The sequence below is a fragment of the Rubrivivax benzoatilyticus JA2 = ATCC BAA-35 genome (assembly GCF_000190375.1).
Lineage (GTDB): Bacteria > Pseudomonadota > Gammaproteobacteria > Burkholderiales > Burkholderiaceae_C > Rubrivivax > Rubrivivax benzoatilyticus.
Map to the genome: position 1 here is coordinate 60,588 of NZ_AEWG01000148.1, position 17,310 is coordinate 77,897.

At 72.4% G+C, this 17,310-nt stretch carries 18 protein-coding genes; 12 read left to right on the top strand and 6 right to left on the bottom strand.

All coding sequences use genetic code 11. From position 1 onward, the window contains the following. Window position 1 precedes the first annotated feature (1 nt). Window positions 2–751, bottom strand: coding sequence for an SDR family NAD(P)-dependent oxidoreductase (locus RBXJA2T_RS16515; RefSeq protein ID WP_009858561.1), 750 nt, complete (start codon window positions 749–751; stop codon window positions 2–4). A 13-nt stretch (window positions 752–764) separates the two neighbouring features. Here RBXJA2T_RS16515 and RBXJA2T_RS16520 point away from each other — a divergent pair, with 13 nt between their 5' ends. Further along, window positions 765–1,481 carry a hypothetical protein gene (locus RBXJA2T_RS16520; RefSeq protein WP_009858562.1) on the top strand — a complete coding sequence of 239 codons (717 nt, stop codon included), beginning with the start codon at window positions 765–767 and terminating at the stop codon, window positions 1,479–1,481. On the opposite strand, the gene RBXJA2T_RS16525 is transcribed toward RBXJA2T_RS16520, so the two are convergent. Together RBXJA2T_RS16525 and RBXJA2T_RS16530 are read right to left on the bottom strand one after the other, a co-directional pair. Then, window positions 1,441–2,013: a flavin reductase family protein gene (locus RBXJA2T_RS16525; protein WP_009858563.1), complete on the bottom strand. Its 573-nt coding sequence runs from the start codon at window positions 2,011–2,013 to the stop codon at window positions 1,441–1,443. The two genes, RBXJA2T_RS16520 and RBXJA2T_RS16525, sit on opposite strands and share 41 nt — an antisense overlap. An 11-nt stretch (window positions 2,014–2,024) precedes the next feature. Beyond that, window positions 2,025–2,657 carry a pseudouridine synthase gene (locus tag RBXJA2T_RS16530; protein WP_009858564.1) on the bottom strand — a complete coding sequence of 211 codons (633 nt, stop codon included), beginning with the start codon at window positions 2,655–2,657 and terminating at the stop codon, window positions 2,025–2,027. 341 nt (window positions 2,658–2,998) lie between these two features. Here RBXJA2T_RS16530 and rsgA point away from each other — a divergent pair, with 341 nt between their 5' ends. Together rsgA and RBXJA2T_RS16540 are read left to right on the top strand one after the other, a co-directional pair. Next, window positions 2,999–4,078, top strand: coding sequence for a ribosome small subunit-dependent GTPase A (rsgA, locus tag RBXJA2T_RS16535; RefSeq protein ID WP_029718757.1), 1,080 nt, complete (start codon window positions 2,999–3,001; stop codon window positions 4,076–4,078). 62 nt (window positions 4,079–4,140) lie between these two features. Next, window positions 4,141–5,379 (top strand): lipase family alpha/beta hydrolase, encoded by a 1,239-nt coding sequence (locus RBXJA2T_RS16540; protein WP_009858566.1) that lies wholly within the window; start codon window positions 4,141–4,143, stop codon window positions 5,377–5,379. A gap of 3 nt (window positions 5,380–5,382) precedes the next feature. On the opposite strand, the gene RBXJA2T_RS16545 is transcribed toward RBXJA2T_RS16540, so the two are convergent. Both RBXJA2T_RS16545 and RBXJA2T_RS16550 read right to left on the bottom strand, forming a co-directional pair. Further along, window positions 5,383–6,609: an MFS transporter gene (locus RBXJA2T_RS16545; RefSeq protein WP_009858567.1), complete on the bottom strand. Its 1,227-nt coding sequence runs from the start codon at window positions 6,607–6,609 to the stop codon at window positions 5,383–5,385. A 72-nt stretch (window positions 6,610–6,681) separates the two neighbouring features. Continuing rightward, complete coding sequence (locus tag RBXJA2T_RS16550) at window positions 6,682–7,206, bottom strand: 3'-5' exonuclease (protein WP_009858568.1); 525 nt, start codon at window positions 7,204–7,206, stop codon at window positions 6,682–6,684. A gap of 48 nt (window positions 7,207–7,254) precedes the next feature. On the opposite strand from RBXJA2T_RS16550, the gene aroQ reads away from it, so the two are divergent. Then, window positions 7,255–7,707 (top strand): type II 3-dehydroquinate dehydratase, encoded by a 453-nt coding sequence (gene aroQ, locus RBXJA2T_RS16555; RefSeq protein ID WP_009858569.1) that lies wholly within the window; start codon window positions 7,255–7,257, stop codon window positions 7,705–7,707. Window positions 7,708–7,829: 122 nt separating this feature from the next. Continuing rightward, complete coding sequence (gene gshA, locus RBXJA2T_RS16560; RefSeq protein WP_029718755.1) at window positions 7,830–9,341, top strand: glutamate--cysteine ligase; 1,512 nt, start codon at window positions 7,830–7,832, stop codon at window positions 9,339–9,341. Window positions 9,342–9,357: 16 nt separating this feature from the next. Here gshA and crcB read toward each other — a convergent pair whose 3' ends face one another. Then, window positions 9,358–9,729, bottom strand: a complete 372-nt coding sequence (gene crcB, locus RBXJA2T_RS16565) for a fluoride efflux transporter CrcB (RefSeq protein WP_009858571.1) — start codon at window positions 9,727–9,729, stop codon at window positions 9,358–9,360. Window positions 9,730–9,871: 142 nt separating this feature from the next. On the opposite strand from crcB, the gene RBXJA2T_RS16570 reads away from it, so the two are divergent. From RBXJA2T_RS16570 to ntrC, 7 genes are all read left to right on the top strand, one after another. Further along, on the top strand, window positions 9,872–10,687 hold the full coding sequence (locus RBXJA2T_RS16570; protein ID WP_029718753.1) for a TIGR00266 family protein: 816 nt from the start codon (window positions 9,872–9,874) through the stop codon (window positions 10,685–10,687). Between the two features lie 43 nt (window positions 10,688–10,730). Continuing rightward, window positions 10,731–11,594 (top strand): EI24 domain-containing protein, encoded by an 864-nt coding sequence (locus tag RBXJA2T_RS16575; protein WP_009858573.1) that lies wholly within the window; start codon window positions 10,731–10,733, stop codon window positions 11,592–11,594. Then, window positions 11,591–12,385 carry a competence/damage-inducible protein A gene (locus RBXJA2T_RS16580; protein WP_009858574.1) on the top strand — a complete coding sequence of 265 codons (795 nt, stop codon included), beginning with the start codon at window positions 11,591–11,593 and terminating at the stop codon, window positions 12,383–12,385. Before RBXJA2T_RS16575 ends, RBXJA2T_RS16580 begins: the two co-directional genes overlap by 4 nt. Window positions 12,386–12,607: 222 nt before the next feature. Further along, the gene (gene glnA, locus RBXJA2T_RS16585) at window positions 12,608–14,023 is read left to right on the top strand and encodes a type I glutamate--ammonia ligase (RefSeq protein ID WP_009858575.1); all 1,416 of its coding nucleotides are present in this window, start codon (window positions 12,608–12,610) and stop codon (window positions 14,021–14,023) included. A gap of 99 nt (window positions 14,024–14,122) precedes the next feature. Further along, window positions 14,123–14,620, top strand: coding sequence for a hypothetical protein (locus tag RBXJA2T_RS16590; RefSeq protein WP_009858576.1), 498 nt, complete (start codon window positions 14,123–14,125; stop codon window positions 14,618–14,620). 53 nt (window positions 14,621–14,673) lie between these two features. Continuing rightward, the gene (glnL, locus tag RBXJA2T_RS16595; protein ID WP_206026560.1) at window positions 14,674–15,699 is read left to right on the top strand and encodes a nitrogen regulation protein NR(II); all 1,026 of its coding nucleotides are present in this window, start codon (window positions 14,674–14,676) and stop codon (window positions 15,697–15,699) included. Window positions 15,700–15,827: 128 nt separating this feature from the next. Continuing rightward, window positions 15,828–17,297, top strand: a complete 1,470-nt coding sequence (ntrC, locus tag RBXJA2T_RS16600; RefSeq protein ID WP_009858578.1) for a nitrogen regulation protein NR(I) — start codon at window positions 15,828–15,830, stop codon at window positions 17,295–17,297. The last annotated feature ends 13 nt before the right edge of the window (window positions 17,298–17,310 follow it).

Here is a 17,310-nt window from a genome sequence, read left to right on the forward strand (position 1 = left end):
CTCATGCATCCCTCACGTCGGCCACCGGCTGCTGGCCGAAGTCGGCGCGCTCCAGGTAGCGCAGCAGCTTGGCGGCGGCGGTCTCCGGGCTGTCGAGCATGCCGCCTTCGTGCAGGCCGACGAAACGTCCGCGGTCGGTGAAACGTGCCGGGTCGGCGCTGCGCAGCTGCACCTGCATGTCGGTGTCGATGACACCCGGCGCCAGCGACACGACCCGCGCGCCGTTGGGCCGTGCCGCCTCTTCGAGCGCGATCGCGCGCGCCAGGTGGTCCATGCCGGCCTTGGCGGCGCAGTACGAGGCGCTGCCGGCCATTGCGCGGCGGCCCAGGCCCGAGGACACGAACAGCAGCTTGCGTGGCACGTTCCAGGCCGCGGTGCTGCGCAGGAAGGCCGAGGCCAGCAGCATCGGCGCCTCCAGGCCGACACGCAGCGCGTTGGACAGGTCGGCCGCGCCGACCTCGCCCAGCGGCGCCAGCTCGGAGATCACGCCGGCGTTGTTGACCAGCGTCACCGAGGCGAGCACGCCCGGGTCCTGCGCGTCGAGCCAGGCCGACAGCCGGCGTGCGGCCGGTGCCGGGTCGGCGAGGTCGACGGTCCAGGCGATCAGCGCCGGGTGTTCGAGCGGCGGCGCCCGCCGGGCCAGCGTCAGCACGCGGTCGCCGCGTTCGAGCAGCTGCTGCACCAGCGCCAGGCCCAGCCCGCGCGAGCCACCGGTGACGAGGGTGAGGGAGGTCTTCATCGCTTCGAGCATACTGGCGCCGCCCATGAATCGTGTCCTGAAAAGCCCGTTCCTCGTCGCGCTGCTGGCCGGCGTCGTCGTTCTCGTCATCGCCTTCGTGCCCGCGTTCTGGCAGGTGCTGCGCGGCAGCAGCACGGCGCCGGTGTCCGCGCCCGAGGCGCCGTGGAGCATCGCCGCCCGCGGCGACAGCGTTTCCGCTTTCGGCCTGCAGCTGCCCGGCAGCACGCTGGCCGACGCCGAGCGCCGCTGGGGCGAAGGCCTGCAGCTCGCGGTGATGGCCGAAACCGGCCAGCCCGGGGCGCTGGAAGGTTATGTCGAGCGTTTCGACAGCGGCGGTGTCGGCGGCCGGCTGCTGCTGGCCACGGCGCTGGACGACGCCGAGCTGCTGCGCCTGCAGCAGACCGCCGCCGAGCGTCAACCCGCCGGCGGCACGCTGTGGCGCTACCCGCTGCGCGCCAGCGAGCGCCAGGCGCTGGGCGCCGCGCCGCTGGTCGGCCTGAGCTTCATCCCGGCGGCCAACCTCGATGCGCAGACGCTGCGCCAGCGTTTCGGCGAGCCCGACGAGATCATCGCCCCGGGCGGCCGGCTCGAGCACTGGCTGTACCCGGCGCGGGGCCTGGCGATCGCCGTCGACGCCGAAGGCCGCGAGCTGCTGCAGGTCGTCGCGCCGGCCGACTTCGAGCGCCGGCTGCGCGCTCCGCTCAAGGCAGCGGCTTCGCCTGCAGCATCGGCCCCACGCTGAAGAACGCGCCGCCGGCGACGTGGTGGATCGTGCGCAGGGCCTCGTGCTCGGGCGCGAACTCCCAGCGCCCGGCGCGGAACACGCGCGCATCGGCCTGCGCCGCGACGACCTCGGCGAGGAACAGGTCGTAGGCCTGCTCGAGGTGCGGCTCGCGCAGCAGCCGGCATTCGAGCCAGCCGACGCAGCCTTCGACCAGCGGCGCGCCGGTCGCGCGGCCGGCGAAGGCGCCCAGGCCATGACGCCCGAACTTGTCGACACCGTCGTGGCCGCTGGTGTTGCCCACCGTCAGCGTGGCGTCGGCCAGCGCGACGCAGGGGATGCTGAGCGCGAACTCGCCGGCGGCGTCGAGCAGCGTGCGCGTGAACGTGCTCTTGTCGAGCACGACGGCGACCTTGGGCGGGTCGAAGTCCAGCGGCATCGCCCAGGCCGCGGCCATCACGTTGCGCCGTCCGCCGTGGGCCGCGCTGACGAGCACCGTCGGGCCGTGGTTCAGCAAGCGGTAGGCGTGTTTCAGATCGACGTCTTGTCTCATCGTCTCGGGCTTCAGAAGTCGGCCGCGCGCTCAAAGGCGAGGCGTTCGCCGGTGACGGGATGCGGGAAGGCCAGGCGCTCGGCGTGCAGCAGCAACCGCGGCGCCGCGGCCGCGAGTTCGGGCGGTGCGTAGAGGTCGTCGCCGAGCATCGGGTGGCCGATCGTCGCCAGGTGCAGGCGCAGCTGGTGCGAGCGCCCGGTGACGGGCTCGAGTTCGACCCGCGTGCGCCCGGCCGCGCGGTCGCGTGCCAGCACGCGCCAGCGGGTCAGCGAAGGTTTGCCGTGCTCGTGGCAGACCTTCTGCCGTGGCCGGTTGGGCCAGTCGCAGATCAGCGGCGCGTCGACCTCGCCGGTGTCCTCGGCGATCAGCCCGGCGACGACGGCGACGTAACGTTTGTCGACGCGGCGCTCGGCGAACGCGATCGACAGCGTGCGCTGCGCCGCCGCGCCGCGGCCGTAGACCATCAGCCCCGAGGTCGCCATGTCCAGCCGGTGCACGGTCAGCGCGTCGGGCCAGCAGGCCTGGGCGCGTGCGACCAGGCAGTCCTGCTTGTCGGGGCCGCGCCCGGGCACGGCCAGCAGCCCGGCGGGTTTGGCCAGCACCAGGCAATGCTCGTCGGCGTACAGGCAGTCGGGTGGCAACATCGGCCGCGAGCATAACGAGCGCCGTGGCGTGCACGCCGCAGCCGGGGGCGCCTGGGTTGACGCCTCCAGATCGCGCGGCGCACAGTGCGCGGCTGCCATCCACTCGCCACACAGGAGGCCGCCATGGAACATCGGGACCTTGCCGTTCACGGCCTTCGCCGCGCCGCGCGCTGACGCGCGAGTTCCGGATCTCCCGCCCGGCCACGCCGGGCTGCTGAAGTCCTCCGCCCGCCGGCCCCCGGCGCGCCGACAGGCCCTCCCCATCGAGCCCCGCCTGGCCTCATGCGCCGGCGGACCGGTCACGCGCGGCCGCCGGCCGCGCCACGGGACTTCAGTTCATCATGTCTCTTGTTTCCCCGTACGAGCGGCTGCAGGCCATCGGCCTGACGCCGCAGCTTCTTTCCTCCCTGCCGTTTCCGCTGCCCGAAGGTGATGCCGCGCTGATGCGCGTCGCCGAGGTGCACCGCGACGGCCTCGTGCTGCACGACGGCGAGGCCACCGCGCCGGCACGCGCCCGCCCGGCGCTGCTGCAGGCGCTGGCCGCCGACGCCGACGCGCTGGCCGTCGGCGACTGGGTGCGTGCCGAACGCAACACCTTCGGCGAATGGTGGGTCGACGCACGCGTGCCGCCGCGCACGCAGCTCGCGCGCCGCCTGCACGACGGCCGCGAGAAGGTCGAGCGTGTGGTGCTGGCGAGCAACGTCGACACCGCGCTGCTGGTCATGGGCCTGGACCACGACTTCAACCTGCGTCGGCTGGAGCGTTACCTGGCGCTGGTGCGCCTGGCCGGCGTCGGCGCCGTGGTCGTGCTCAGCAAGGCCGACCTCTGCGTCGACCTGGCCCGGCGGCTGCGCGACGCGCGCACGCTGGTGCCGGCCGGCGTCGAGGTGCTGGCGCTGGACTCGCTGCACGACGACGTCTCATCGCAGCTCGCGCCCTGGCTCGCGCCGGGGCAGACGCTGGTGCTGCTGGGTTCCAGCGGCGCCGGCAAGAGCACGCTGGCCAACGCCTTGTGCGGCGAGACGGTGGCGGCCACCGGCGGCACGCGCCGCGGCGACGGCCGCGGCCGCCACACGACGACGGCGCGCACGCTGCACCCGCTGCCCGACGGCGCCTGCATCGTCGACACGCCGGGGCTGCGTTCGCTGCGCCTGGACGGCGGCGCGGGCGACGTCGCCGGCGCCTTCGACGACATCACGGCACTGGCCGCGCAGTGCCGCTTCCGCGACTGCCGCCACGAGGGCGAACCCGGCTGCGCGGTGCGCGGCACGGTCGCACCCGAGCGGCTGAAGAGCTTCGGCAAGCTGGTGCGCGAGGCACAGCGCGACTCGATGAGCGCGCTGCAGCGGCGCGAGCAGGTCGCGCAGTGGAAGGCGCGCAGCCGCATCGGCCGGGCGAACATCCGTGCCAAACGCGGCTGATCGCCTTGCACCGGGGCGGCACCGGGCGCACAGTGGGCCGTCACCACCGCCCGGAGCCGCCCATGTCCGAAGCCGGCAGCATCGCCGTGCTGCACACGCCGCATCGCCCGGCGCTGACGCTCGCCGACCTGCGCGGGCTGGTGCAGCTGGGTGTCGATGCCGGCATCGGCGTCGCCGGGATCGCCGAGCAGCTGCACGGCACGATCCTGGCGCGGCGCGCGCCGCTGGGCGTGCCGCACGAGGACGGCACTCGCGGGCTCACCGGCTTCGTCTACCGCAACGTGCGCGGCGGCATGCGCCTCGTCGGCCGCGGCGTCGACGGCGTGCTCAAGCGCCTGGAGGCCGAGCCGCCCGAGGCCACCGCGGCCTCGCGCGAAGCGGTGCTGGCGGCGGTCAACGGCTTGTGGGGCGACCACCTCGCCGCCTCCGGCAACCCGCTGGCGATCCCGATGAGCCTGCGCCATGCCGGCCACCGCCTGGCGCCGGGCCGCGACGCGCTGGCGGCGGCCTTCCCCGACGCCGGCGACCGGGTCGTCGTGCTGGTGCACGGGCTGTGCATGAACGACCTGCAGTGGCAGCGCCAGGGCCATCACCACGGATGGGCGCTGGCGCGGGCGCTGGGCTGCCCGGTGCTGAGCCTGCACTACAACACCGGCCTGCACGTGTCGCACAACGGCGCACGTTTCGCGGCGCTGCTGGAGCGCCTGGTGCGCGACTGGCCGGTGCCGCTGTCGCGGCTGGTGATCGTCGGCCACAGCATGGGCGGGCTGGTCGCACGCAGCGCGATCGTGCACGCCGAGCAGCACGGCCTGGTCTGGCGCTCGCGGCTGCAGGCGCTGGCCTGCCTGGGCACGCCGCACCACGGCGCGCTGCTCGAACGCGCCGGGCATCTGGTCGACTCGGTGCTCGGCGCCAGCCCGTATCTGGCGCCGTTCGCGCGCCTGCTGGGCGTGCGCAGCGCCGGCATCAACGACCTGCGCTGGGGCCACGTGCGCGACGAGGACTGGTGCGGCCACGGCCCCGACGGCCCGGCCCGCGACCACCGTGTGCCGACGCCGCTGCCCGCCGGCGTGCCGGTCTACCTGGTGGCGGCGACGACGGTCGCCCAGCCGCGCGGCCTGCGCCACGCGCTCGTCGGCGACGGTCTGGTGACGGTGGCCAGCGCCTGGGGCGAGCACCGCGACCCGGCGCGTGCGCTGGCCGTGCCGGCAAGCCGCAAGCGCCTCGTCACCCAGGCCGGCCACTGGGACCTGCTGGACCGCGCCGAGGTCACCGAGGCGCTGTGCGGCTGGCTGGCCTGAGCTTCAGCGGGCCGGCGCGGCGACGAGTTCGTCACGATCGGCCAGCGCCGGGAACAGCCTGAACCAGGCCGCGGCGACGAGCAGCGTGCCGACACCGCCCAGCACCACCGAGCCCACCGGCCCGAGCAGCGCCGCCGTCGCGCCCGACTCGAACTCGCCCAACTGGTTGGACGCGCCGATGAAGATCGAGTTGACGGCGCTGACGCGCCCGCGCATCTCGTCGGGCGTCTCCAGCTGCACCAGGGTCTGGCGGATGACGACGCTGACCATGTCGGCGGCACCGCCCACGCCCAGCGCCAGCATCGACAGCGTGAACGAGGTCGACAGCCCGAAGACGAGCTGCGCGACGCCGTAGACCGCCACCGCGCCGAGCAGCACACGCCCGGTGCGCCGGCGCACCGGCCAGCGTGTCAGCAGGATGGACATCGCCAGCGCGCCGACCGCCGGCGCGCTGCGCAGCAGCCCCAGCCCCCAGGGGCCGACGTGCAGGATGTCCTTGGCGAACATCGGCAGCAGCGCCGTCGCCCCGCCCAGCAGCACCGCGAACAGGTCCAGCGAGATCGCGCCCAGCACCGGCTTCTTCTGCCAGACGAAACGCACGCCGGCGAGCAGCGTCTCGCGCGTCACCGGCGCGGCCGGCGGCGGCGCGTGTTCGTAGCGCACCGCCAGCGCCAGCGCCGTGCCCAGGCCGAACAGCGCGGCGCAGGCGGCGTAGACCGCGGCCGCCCCGGCGACGTAGACCACGCCGCCGATCGCCGGCCCGGCGATGATCGCCGCCTGCATGCCGGCCGACGAGAAGGCCAGCGCGCGCGGCAGCATCGCCTGCGGCACCAGCGACGGCGTCAGCGCCTGCTGCGCCGGCATCTGGAAGGCGCGCACCGCGCCGAGCGCGACCGAGATCGCCAGCAGCAGCTCGCGGTTCGCCCAGCCCCCGGCGCTGGCCGCCCACAGCAGCGCCGCGACGGCGGCCGAGGTGCCCAGGCAGGCGGCGACGATGCGCGCGCGGTGCCAGCGGTCGATCAGCTGGCCGGCCGGCAGCGCCAGCAGCATCGCCGGGGCGAACTGCAGCAGGCCGACGAGCCCCAGGTCCCAGGCCGAGCCGGTCAGGTCGTACATCTGCCAGCCGACCGCGACCATGGCCATCTGCGCGGCGGCGGTGCCCGCCAGGCGCGCGAACCAGAACAGGACGAAGCCGCGGTGGGCGAGCAGCGATTCGGAGGCGGGGCTCAAGACGGTCAGACGGCAGGGGAAGGGCGGCGCGGCGCAGGACCATAGCACCGGCGGCCCGCCGTCAGTCCGCCATCAGTCCGCCGGCACGGCGCCCAGGCGCCCGAGCGCGAGCTGCAGCGCGCGCGCGTCGCTGCTTGCCCGGTGCCGCTGCAGGCCGAGCTCGCCGACGACGCCGCGTCGCGTGTCGCCGAGGCGGGCCAGCGTGGCCTCGTCGAGCAGCCGGGCCACGGTTTCCAGCCGGAACGACGGCGGCACGCCGGCCTCCTCGAACAGCGCGCCCAGCCAGGCGTAGTCGTGCGCCCAGCCGTCGCAGTAGACGGTGCGGCCGGCGAGGTCGACGTTGAGCATCGCCGCGACCTCGGCCGCCGGGCGGCCGCAGCGCTCCAGCGTCTCGCGCGCGATGCCGTGCACGCCGGCGGCGCGTTCGTCCCAGTGCGTCCAGCCGGCGGCCGGGCGGATCAGCGTGCAGCGCGCGCGGCCGTCGGGCAGCACGTAGCCGACCTCGATCGGGTAGCTGGCGCGGCCGAAGCCCGAGGCCTCGACGTCGAGCACGCAGGGCAGCGTGGCGACGGCAGGCGGGGCGGGGGCGGGCGTCATGCGCGGGCACAGGCAAGGATCGGGCCGGCCTGAGGTTAGGATCGCGTCATGCCCAAGATCCTCGTCCTCAACGGCCCGAACCTGAACCTGCTCGGCCAGCGCGAGCCGGAGGTCTACGGCCGCACGACGCTGGCCGACGTCGAGGCGCTGTGCCGCGACGCCGGCGCGCGGCTGGGTGTCGAGGTCGAGTGCCGCCAGAGCAACCACGAGGGCGTGCTGATCGACGCGCTGCACGAGGCCGGCCGCGCGGTGAAGGCCGGCGCGCTGCTCGGCGTGGTGTTCAACCCGGGCGCCTACACCCACACCTCGGTGGCGCTGTTCGACGCGATCAAGGGCGCGGAGCTGCCGGTGATCGAGGTCCACATCTCGAACGTGCACGCCCGCGAGGCCTTCCGCCACCACAGCTACGTCTCGCCGGCGGCCGCCGGCATCGTCGTCGGCTTCGGCGTCGACGGCTACCGCCTCGCGATCGAAGGCCTGGTGCGCCAGCGCCGCGGCTGACGCCCCGCGCCGCCATTTCCGCCGTCGCCCGCCCGCCGTCCCCGGCGGCCATGGGCGCCCCCGGCCAGCAGGGATGATGCCCTTGGCCGACAATCCGTTTCCGCAAGAAGACCGGCCCGCCCATGTCCCGACCGATTTCCCTGACGCCCGAGCGCCTGCGTGGCATGCGCCGCGGCATCGAGAAGGAAAGCCTGCGCGCCGACCGCCACGGCGCGCTGGCGATGACGCCGCACCCGCAAGCGCTGGGTTCGGCGCTGACGCATCCGCACATCACCACCGACTTCAGCGAGTCGCAGCTGGAGCTGATCACCGGCGTGCACGCCGGCGTCGAGGACTGCCTCGACGAACTGCGCCGCGTGCACCAGTTCGTCTACCGCGAGATCGGCGACGACGTGCTCTGGGTCGCCAGCATGCCGTGCCGGCTGCCGGCCGACGAGAACATCCCGATCGGCCGCTACGGCTCGTCCAACGTCGGCCGTGCCAAGAGCGTCTACCGCATGGGCCTGGGCCACCGCTACGGCCGGCGCATGCAGACCATCTCCGGCATCCACTACAACTGGTCGCTGCCCGGGCTGGACGACGACGACTACTTCGCGCTGATCCGCAACTTCCGCCGCCACTCCTTCCTGCTGCTGCTGCTGTTCGGCGCCTCGCCGGCGCTGGGCGCGTGTTTCGTCGAGGGCCGCGAGCACGGCCTCGAGCCGCTGGGACCGGGCTCGCTGCACCTGCCGCACGCGACCTCGCTGCGCATGGGGCGGCTGGGCTACCAGAGCGACGCCCAGGCCTCGATCTCGGCCAGCTACAACAGCCTGGAGAGTTACGCCGCGTCGCTGCACGAGGCGCTGACGCGGCCGTACCCGGCCTACGAGGCGGTCGGCGTGCGCAACCCCGGCGGCGAGTACAACCAGCTGTCGACGACGCTGCTGCAGATCGAGAACGAGTTCTACGGCACGATCCGCCCCAAGCGCACGATCCAGGCGGGCGAGCGCCCGCTGCACGCGCTGCGCGCGCGCGGCGTCGAGTACGTCGAGGTGCGCTGCATGGACCTCGACCCGTTCGAGCCGCTGGGCATCGGCGCGCCGACGATGCGCTTCATCGACGTCTTCCTGCTGCACTGCCTGACCAGCGCCAGCCCCGAGGACACGCCGGCCGAGATCGCCGAGCTCAAGCGCAACCAGAACCTGGTGGCCACCGCCGGCCGCCAGCCCGGGCTGCGGCTGGAGCGCGGCGGCCGTTCGGTGGCGCTGGCCGACTGGGCCGCCGAGATCGTCGCCGGCTGCCTGCCGCTGGCGCAGCAGGTCGACGCGGTGCTCGGCGGCGACGCCTACGCGCGCGCCGTCGCCCAGGCCGACGAGCGCCTGCGCTGGCTGCAGACGACGCCGTCGGCGCGGGTGCTCGCCGCCGCGCGTTCGGATTTCGGCGGTTCGTTCTGCGACTTCGTGCTCGCCCAGTCCGAGCAGGCCAAGGGCGCGCTGCGGGCGCTGCCGTTCGCCGCCGAGACCGAGGCCGCGTTCCGCGCCGAGGCCCTGGCGTCGCTGGAGGAGCAGCGCCGCATCGAGGCCGCCGACACGCTGTCCTTCGAGGACTACCGCGTCGACTACCTGTCGCCTGGGCGGCTGACCGTCGGCGGCTGAAGCGCCGGCCGCGCGCTCAGGCGCGGCGCAGCGCCTCGTAGGTGGCGAAGCCGCCCAGCGTCATCAGCACCGAGCCGATGACGTGTACCGCCACCGTCGCGCCGGCCCAGGCCAGCCGGCCCTGCTGCAGCAGCACGACGACCTCGGCCGAGAAGGTCGAGAAGGTCGTCAGCCCGCCGAGGAAGCCGGTGATCGCGAACAGCCGCCACTCCGGCGGCAGCGTGACGTGGTGCGCGAACAGCGCCAGCGCCACGCCGATCAGGTAGCCGCCCAGCAGGTTGGCCGCCAGCGTGCCCGGCGGCAGCGTCGGGAACAAGCCGTTGAGCGCCAGCCCCAGCCACCAGCGCAGCAGCGCGCCGAGCGCGGCGCCGAGCGCGATCGAGAGCATCGAGCCGATCATCGGCGAGGCAGGGCGGGCGCGGGCATGGCGGCGCATTATCGGCGTGCCCGGGGGCGTCAAGCTGCCGCCGCAGGCGCTTCGGTACCATCGCCGCCGAATCAACTCTTATCGTTCCCGAGAGGAATCCACCATGGCAATGGACGTCGTCGACTTCGAGATCAAGGGCTCGGAGATGCAGTTCGTCGAGATCGAGCTCGATCCCGGCGAAGCGGCGGTCGGCGAAGCGGGCAGCATGATGTTCATGGATGCCGGCATCACGATGGACACGGTGTTCGGCGACGGCCGCCAGAACGCCGGCGGCGGGCTGTTCGGCAAGCTGCTGTCGGCGGGCAAGCGCCTGGTCACCGGCGAGTCGCTGTTCACCACCGTCTACACCAACCAGGGCGCCGGCAAGCAGCGGGTGGCGTTCGCCGCGCCGTACCCGGGCAAGATCCTGCCGATGGACCTGTCCAAGATGGGCGGCACGCTGATCTGCCAGAAGGACGCCTTCCTCTGCGCCGCGCGCGGCGTGTCGCTGGGCATCGCGCTGCAGCAGAAGCTGTCGACCGGCTTCTTCGGCGGCGAAGGTTTCATCATGCAGCGCCTGGACGGTGACGGCCTGGCCTTCGTGCACGCCGGCGGCACCGTGGTTCGCCGCGAGCTGCAGGCCGGCCAGACGCTGCTCGTCGACACCGGCTGCGTCGTCGCCTACACGCCGGGCGTGGACTTCGAGATCCAGTACGTCGGCAAGATCAAGACCGCGCTGTTCGGTGGCGAAGGCCTGTTCCTGGCCAAGATGACCGGCCCGGGCACGGTCTGGCTGCAGAGCCTGCCGTTCTCGCGCCTGGCCTCGCGCATCTTCGCCGCGGCGCCGCAGCGCGGCGGCTCGCGCGAGGAAGGCTCGGTGCTGCCGTTCGCCGCCGCCGGCGGCGTGCTCGGCGGCATCTTCGGCGGCGACGAGGAGTAAACGCCGTGCAGCCGCGCCCGTCCACCGACTCCCGGGCCGCCCGATGACGCGGCTGCTCGACGCCTTCTGGCGGGCGGCAGCCTACTGCCTGCATCCGCGCGTCATCCTCTGGTCGCTGCTGCCGCTGCTGATCGCCGGCGGCGCCGCCGGGTTCGCCGGCTGGGCGTTCTGGGAGCCGGCGGTCGACGCGGTGCGTGCGACGCTGGAGCAGTGGGCACTGGTGTCGGCGGCGCTGAGCTGGCTGGACTCGATGGGCGGCCAGGGCCTGCATGCGCTGGTGGCGCCGCTGGTCGTCGTCGCGCTGGCGGTGCCGGCGCTGATCGTCGTCACGCTGCTGCTGGTGGCGCTGCTGGTGACGCCGGCGATCGTCGACTTGGTCGCGGCGCGGCGTTTCCCGGCGCTGGAGCGCCGCCGCGGCGGGCGCTGGTGGCAGGGGCTGGGCTGGTCGCTGTGGGCGACGCTGGTCGCCGTCGTCGCGCTGCTGGCGAGCCTGCCGCTGTGGCTGCTGCCGCCGCTGGCGCTGGTGCTGCCGCCGCTGATCTGGGGCTGGCTGACCTACCGCGTCTACACCTTCGACGTGCTGGCCGCGCACGCCGACGCCGACGAGCGCCGCCGCATCATGGCCGGGCAGCGCTGGCCGCTGCTGGCCATCGGCGTCGTCTGCGGCTACCTCGGCGCGGCGCCAACGCTGCTGTGGGCGGTCAGCGCCGCGACGCTGATCCTGGCGCCGGTGCTGATCGTCGCCTCGGTCTGGCTGTACACGCTGGTCTTCGCGTTCGCGTCGGCCTGGTTCGCGCACTTCGCGCTCGACGCGCTGGACCGGCTGCGGCGCGAGTCCGCCGCCCTCGACCTGCCGGTGGCCGAGCCGCCGGTGCCCGTCAACCCCGCCCCGCTGCCACCGCCATGAACATCGGCACCGTCATCATCGGCGACGAGATCCTCTCGGGAAAACGCCGCGACCAGCACCTGGCCAGGCTGATCGAGATGCTGGCCGCACGCGGCCTGGCGCTCGCCTGGGCGCGCTACGTCGGCGACGACCGCGCGCGCATCAGCGAGACGCTGGCCCAGGCTTTCGCCAGCGGCGACCTGGTGTTCTCGTTCGGCGGCATCGGCGCGACGCCCGACGACCACACGCGCCAGGCCGCCGCCGACGCGCTCGGCGTGCCGCTGTCGCTGCACCCCGACGCGCGCGACCTGATCCTCGCGCGCATCCGCGAGATGGCCGCCGAGCAGGGTGAGCCCTACGAGCCCGACCGCCCCGACAACGCCCGCCGGCTGAACATGGGCGTGTTCCCGGCCGGTGCGGCGATCATTCCCAATCCGTACAACAAGATTCCCGGCTTCTCGGTCGGCCACGTGCACTTCGTGCCCGGCTTCCCGGTGATGGCCTGGCCGATGGTCGAGTCGGTGCTCGACGGGCGTTATGCCCATCTGCACCAGGATGTGGCGCTGCGCGAGCGTTCGGTGCTCGTCTTCGGGTCGATGGAGTCGACGCTGACGCCGCTGATGGAAGAGATCGAGACCCGCTTCGCGCCGGTCAAGGTCTTCAGCCTGCCGAGCGTCGACCACCCTCTGCACGGGCGCCACATCGAGCTGGGCGTCAAGGGCCGCGGCGAGATCGTCGACGCCGCCTTCGAGGCCCTGCGCGCCGGCGCCGTGGCCCATGGTGCACGCCTTGGCGACGAAATGGTGCGTTGATGCACCAAGGTGTGCACCTTGGTGGTGCGCTCGGCGATTCCGTGGCGGTGCACCGTCGGTGACCCCGTCGTGGCGCGCCCCTCGGCCTGCTTCAGGCCTGCGCCGGCCCCCTGGTGGCTGGCACACCTTCTGCTACATTGGTGCGCGCCTTTCGGGGTAAGTACCGAGAGGTCGCCCCGATCAGACCAAACCCTTTCCACGAGCCCCCGCTAGGAGATCTGAATGGCAAAGACCGTTGCCGACGTGATGAAGCTGGTGAAGGAGAACGAAGTCAAGTTCGTCGACTTCCGCTTCACCGACACCCGCGGCAAGGAACAGCACGTCTCGGTGCCCGTTTCCGCTTTCGACGAAGACAAGTTCACCGCCGGTCATGCCTTCGACGGCTCCTCGATCGCCGGCTGGAAGGGCATCGAAGCGTCCGACATGCTGCTGATGCCCGATCCCAGCAGCGCCAACATCGACCCGTTCTACGAAGAGCCGACGCTGATCCTGACCTGCGACGTGCTCGAGCCGGGTGACGGCAAGCCCTACGACCGCGACCCGCGTTCGCTGGCCAAGCGTGCCGAGGCCTACCTGAAGAGCAGCGGCCTGGGCGACACCGCCTTCTTCGGTGCGGAACCCGAGTTCTTCATCTTCGACCAGGTCCACTGGCACGTCGGCATGGACGGCAGCCACGTGAAGATCACGTCGGAAGAAGCCCCGTGGTCGACGAGCAAGGAACTCGACGGCGGCAACATGGGTCACCGTCCGGCGGTCAAGGGCGGCTACTTCCCGGTGCCCCCGGTCGACAGCTTCCAGGACATGCGCTCGGAGATGTGCCTGATCCTCGAGTCGCTGGGCATCCCGGTCGAAGTCCACCACCACGAAGTGGCGGCCCCGGGCCAGAACGAGATCGGCACCAAGTTCAGCACGCTCGTCGAGCGCGCCGACTGGCTGCAGCTGCAGAAGTACGTGATCCACAACGTCGCGCACGCCTACGGCAAGACCGCGACCTTCATGCCCAAGCCCGTCGTCGGCGACAACGGCTCCGGCATGCACGTGCACCAGTCGGTCTGGAAGGACGGCAAGAACCTGTTCGCCGGCGACGGCTACGGCGGCCTGTCCGAGTTCGCGCTGTACTACATCGGCGGCATCATCAAGCATGCCCGTGCGCTGAACGCGATCACGAACCCGGGCACCAACAGCTACAAGCGTCTGGTGCCGGGCTTCGAAGCGCCGGTCAAGCTGGCCTACTCGGCCCGCAACCGCTCGGCCTCGATCCGCATCCCGTTCGTCAGCAACCCGAAGGGCCGCCGCATCGAAGCGCGTTTCCCGGATCCGCTGATGAACCCGTACTTGGGCTTCGCCGCGCTGCTGATGGCCGGCCTGGACGGCGTCGAGAACAAGATCCACCCGGGCGAAGCCGCCACCAAGGATCTGTACCACCTGCCGCCGGAAGAGGACGCGAAGATCCCGACCGTCTGCCACAGCCTCGACCAGGCCCTCGAGTACCTCGACAAGGACCGCGCCTTCCTGACCAAGGGCGGCGTGTTCACCGATTCGTACATCGACGCCTACATCGACCTGAAGATGCAGGAAGTCACGCGCTTCCGCATGACGACCCATCCGGTCGAGTTCGACATGTACTACAGCATCTAAAGTCCGGCGGCGCTCGCGCGTCACGGTCTGCGGAAGGGACGGCTTGCCGTCCCTTCTTCGTTTGGGCGCGCCACAATCCATCGCACGGAGGTAATGCCCATGTTCCGTCGGCCAGGTGCCGGCCTCGCGCTGCTGCTGACGTCGGCGGCCGCGTTCGCGCAAGGCGACAGCGGCCCCGTCTACCGCTGCCCCGGCAATCCCGAGAGCTACACCAACATGCTGACGCCGCAGCAGGCCAAGGACCGTGGCTGCCGCACGATCGACGGCTCGCCGATCACGATCGTGCAGACCCGCCGGCCCGCGCCCGCGGCGGCGGCGTCCACCGCCCGGCCGGCCGACAGCCGCGTCGACCCCGCCGAGCAGCGCGCCCGCGACAGCGACGCGCGCCGCATCCTGCAGGAGGAACTGCAGCGCGAGGAGCAGCGCCTGGCCGAGCTGCGCAAGGAATACAACGACGGCCAGCCCGAGCGCCGCGGCGACGAGCGCAACTACCAGAAGTACCTGGACCGCACCGCGTCGCTGAAGGCCCAGATCGAGCGCAAGGAAGAAGACCTCGCGGCGATCCGGCGCGAGCTCAACAAGGTCTCGCTGCCGTGAGCGGCGAGCACGAGGCGCTCGAAGGCTTCGATGCCTTCGACTACCTGGCGACGATGGTTGGCATCGGCGCGGCCGACGGCCGCTGCCTGTTCGTCAACTCGACGCTGGAGAACCTGATCGGCCAGTCGCGGCGCACGCTGCGCCGCGGCAGCGTCTTCGACTGGCTCGTCGACCCGACGCGGCTGCGCGAGACGCTGGAGTCGGTGGTGCGCGGCGAGGTCTCCTGCGGCCGCTTCGACGCCGTGCTCAAGCGTCCGGCCTCGCTGGGGCCGGCGGCCGAGCTGCCGGTGCACGTCATCGTCGGCCAGATGGACCATGCCGAGCGCGTGCTGATCGAGCTGATCGAGGTCGAGCAGCAGACCCGGCTGGACCGCGAGGAGCGTGCCCACGGGCTGGCGCAGGCCAACAAGGAACTGGTGCGCAACCTGGCGCACGAGATCAAGAACCCGCTGGGCGGCATCCGCGGCGCGGCGCAGCTGCTGGCGATGGACGTGCAGTCCAGGGAGCTGACCGAGTACACCCAGGTCATCATCCACGAGGCCGACCGGCTGCAGGCGCTCGTCGACCGGCTGCTCGCGCCGCACCGCCGGCCGCACGTCGTCGGCGACGTCAACATCCACGAGATCTGCGAGCGCGTGCGCTCGCTGGTGATGGCCGAGTACCCGCGCGGGCTGACCGTCGAGCGCGACTACGACACCTCGATCCCCGAGTTCCGCGGCGACCGCGAGCAACTGATCCAGGCGGTGCTGAACATCGCCCACAACGCGACGCAGGCGCTGGCCGAGCGCATCGCCGCCGGCGACGCCGAGATCGTGCTGCGCACCCGCGTCGCGCGCCAGGTCACCTTCGGGCGCAAGCGCTTCCGGCTGGCACTCGAATTGCATATCCAGGACAACGGGCCGGGTGTGCCCGAGGACATCCGCGATCGCATCTTCCACCCGCTGGTGTCGGGACGCGAGAACGGCTCCGGCCTCGGGCTGACCTTGGCGCAGACCTTCGTGCAGCAGCATCAGGGCACGATCGAATGCGACAGCGTTCCGGGCCGGACCGTGTTCAAGCTGCTGATTCCTCTGCCCTGAGTCCGACTCGATGATCCTTGCCCGTCTCACGCATGTCACGTGGTCAAGCTGCCGCCGCGGATCCGGCTCCGCCGGTCCGCTGGCGGCGCCCCCCTCGGGGGGGGCGCCGAAGGCGCTACGGGGGGTCTATGAAACCGATCTGGATCGTGGACGACGACCAGTCGATCCGCTTCGTGCTGGAGAAGGCGCTGGTGCGCGAGCAGTTCGCCGTGCGCAGCTTCTGCGGCGCACGCGACGTGCTCGCCGCGCTCGACGACGACGAGCCGCAGGTCCTGGTCAGCGACATCCGCATGCCCGGCGGCTCGGGCATCGACCTGCTGTCCAAGGTGAAGGCGCGGCTGCCCGGGCTGCCGGTCATCATCATGACCGCCTACTCCGACCTGGACAGCGCCGTGTCGGCCTTCCAGGGCGGCGCCTTCGAGTACCTGCCCAAGCCCTTCGACCTGACCAAGGCCGTCGAGCTGATCCGCCGCGCCGTCGACGAGAGCCTGCGCGACGAGGTCCGCGAGACGGTGGACAAGGCCGTGCCCGAGATGCTGGGCCAGGCGCCGGCGATGCAGGACGTGTTCCGCGCCATCGGCCGGCTCAGCCAGAGCAACGTCACGGTGCTGATCACCGGCGAGAGCGGCTCGGGCAAGGAACTGGTGGCGCGCGCGCTGCACAAGCACAGCCCGCGCGGCCAGGGTCCGTTCGTCGCGATCAACACCGCGGCCATCCCCAAGGACCTGCTGGAAAGCGAGCTCTTCGGCCACGAACGCGGCGCCTTCACCGGCGCGCAGACCATGCGCCGCGGCCGCTTCGAGCAGGCCGACGGCGGCACGCTGTTCCTCGACGAGATCGGCGACATGCCGTTCGACCTGCAGACGCGGCTCTTGCGCGTGCTCTCGGACGGCCAGTTCTACCGCGTCGGCGGCCACCAGCCGCTGAAGACCAACGTGCGCGTGATCGCCGCGACGCACCAGAACCTCGAGCAGCGCGTCAAGGACGGCGTCTTCCGCGAAGACCTCTACCACCGCCTGAACGTCATCCGGCTGCGCCTGCCGGCGCTGCGCGAGCGCCGCGAGGACATCCCGATGCTCACCCGCTTCTTCCTGCAGAAGAGCGCGCGTGAACTCGGCGTCGAGGCCAAGCGCATCACCGACTCGGCGGTGGCGCGGCTGCAGGGGTTCGACTTCCCCGGCAACGTGCGTCAGCTCGAGAACGTCTGCCACTGGCTGACGGTGATGGCGCCGGCGCAGGTCGTCGAGGCCAAGGACCTGCCGCCGGAGCTGCTGGCCGGCCCCGATCTGCGGTCCGCGGTGGTGGCGGCGGTGGCTCCGGACGGGGCCGTGCCGGCGGCACCGGTGCCCACGGCCGCGCCGCCGGTCGTCGAGGCCACGACGCCGGGCTGGCTGGCCGACCTGGAGCGCGAGGCGCGCCGCCGGCTCGAGTCCGGCGAACCCGAGGTCTGGGACGTGCTGACGCGCCAGTTCGAGGGCCGGCTGATCCAGACCGCGCTGGACCTCACGCGCGGCCGCCGCATCGAGGCGGCGCAGAAGCTGGGCATCGGCCGCAACACGATCACCCGCAAGATCCAGGAACTCGGCCTGGAGGACTGAATGAGGACGTAGC

What these genes read in the sequence shown, in the direction of transcription:
- RBXJA2T_RS16550 (WP_009858568.1), bottom strand. Translation starts at nt 7,206, where the DNA reads ATGACGCCCGCCCCCGCCCCGCCTGCCGTCGCCACGCTGCCCTGCGTG.
- RBXJA2T_RS16575 (WP_009858573.1), top strand. Translation starts at nt 10,731, where the DNA reads ATGACGCGGCTGCTCGACGCCTTCTGGCGGGCGGCAGCCTACTGCCTG.
- gshA (WP_029718755.1), top strand. Translation starts at nt 7,830, where the DNA reads ATGTCCCGACCGATTTCCCTGACGCCCGAGCGCCTGCGTGGCATGCGC.
- RBXJA2T_RS16530 (WP_009858564.1), bottom strand. Translation starts at nt 2,657, where the DNA reads ATGTTGCCACCCGACTGCCTGTACGCCGACGAGCATTGCCTGGTGCTG.
- rsgA (WP_029718757.1), top strand. Translation starts at nt 2,999, where the DNA reads ATGTCTCTTGTTTCCCCGTACGAGCGGCTGCAGGCCATCGGCCTGACG.
- RBXJA2T_RS16520 (WP_009858562.1), top strand. Translation starts at nt 765, where the DNA reads ATGAATCGTGTCCTGAAAAGCCCGTTCCTCGTCGCGCTGCTGGCCGGC.
- ntrC (WP_009858578.1), top strand. Translation starts at nt 15,828, where the DNA reads ATGAAACCGATCTGGATCGTGGACGACGACCAGTCGATCCGCTTCGTG.
- RBXJA2T_RS16590 (WP_009858576.1), top strand. Translation starts at nt 14,123, where the DNA reads ATGTTCCGTCGGCCAGGTGCCGGCCTCGCGCTGCTGCTGACGTCGGCG.
- RBXJA2T_RS16580 (WP_009858574.1), top strand. Translation starts at nt 11,591, where the DNA reads ATGAACATCGGCACCGTCATCATCGGCGACGAGATCCTCTCGGGAAAA.
- glnL (WP_206026560.1), top strand. Translation starts at nt 14,674, where the DNA reads ATGGTTGGCATCGGCGCGGCCGACGGCCGCTGCCTGTTCGTCAACTCG.
- RBXJA2T_RS16540 (WP_009858566.1), top strand. Translation starts at nt 4,141, where the DNA reads ATGTCCGAAGCCGGCAGCATCGCCGTGCTGCACACGCCGCATCGCCCG.
- RBXJA2T_RS16515 (WP_009858561.1), bottom strand. Translation starts at nt 751, where the DNA reads ATGCTCGAAGCGATGAAGACCTCCCTCACCCTCGTCACCGGTGGCTCG.
- RBXJA2T_RS16570 (WP_029718753.1), top strand. Translation starts at nt 9,872, where the DNA reads ATGGCAATGGACGTCGTCGACTTCGAGATCAAGGGCTCGGAGATGCAG.
- glnA (WP_009858575.1), top strand. Translation starts at nt 12,608, where the DNA reads ATGGCAAAGACCGTTGCCGACGTGATGAAGCTGGTGAAGGAGAACGAA.
- crcB (WP_009858571.1), bottom strand. Translation starts at nt 9,729, where the DNA reads ATGCTCTCGATCGCGCTCGGCGCCGCGCTCGGCGCGCTGCTGCGCTGG.
- aroQ (WP_009858569.1), top strand. Translation starts at nt 7,255, where the DNA reads ATGCCCAAGATCCTCGTCCTCAACGGCCCGAACCTGAACCTGCTCGGC.
- RBXJA2T_RS16525 (WP_009858563.1), bottom strand. Translation starts at nt 2,013, where the DNA reads ATGAGACAAGACGTCGATCTGAAACACGCCTACCGCTTGCTGAACCAC.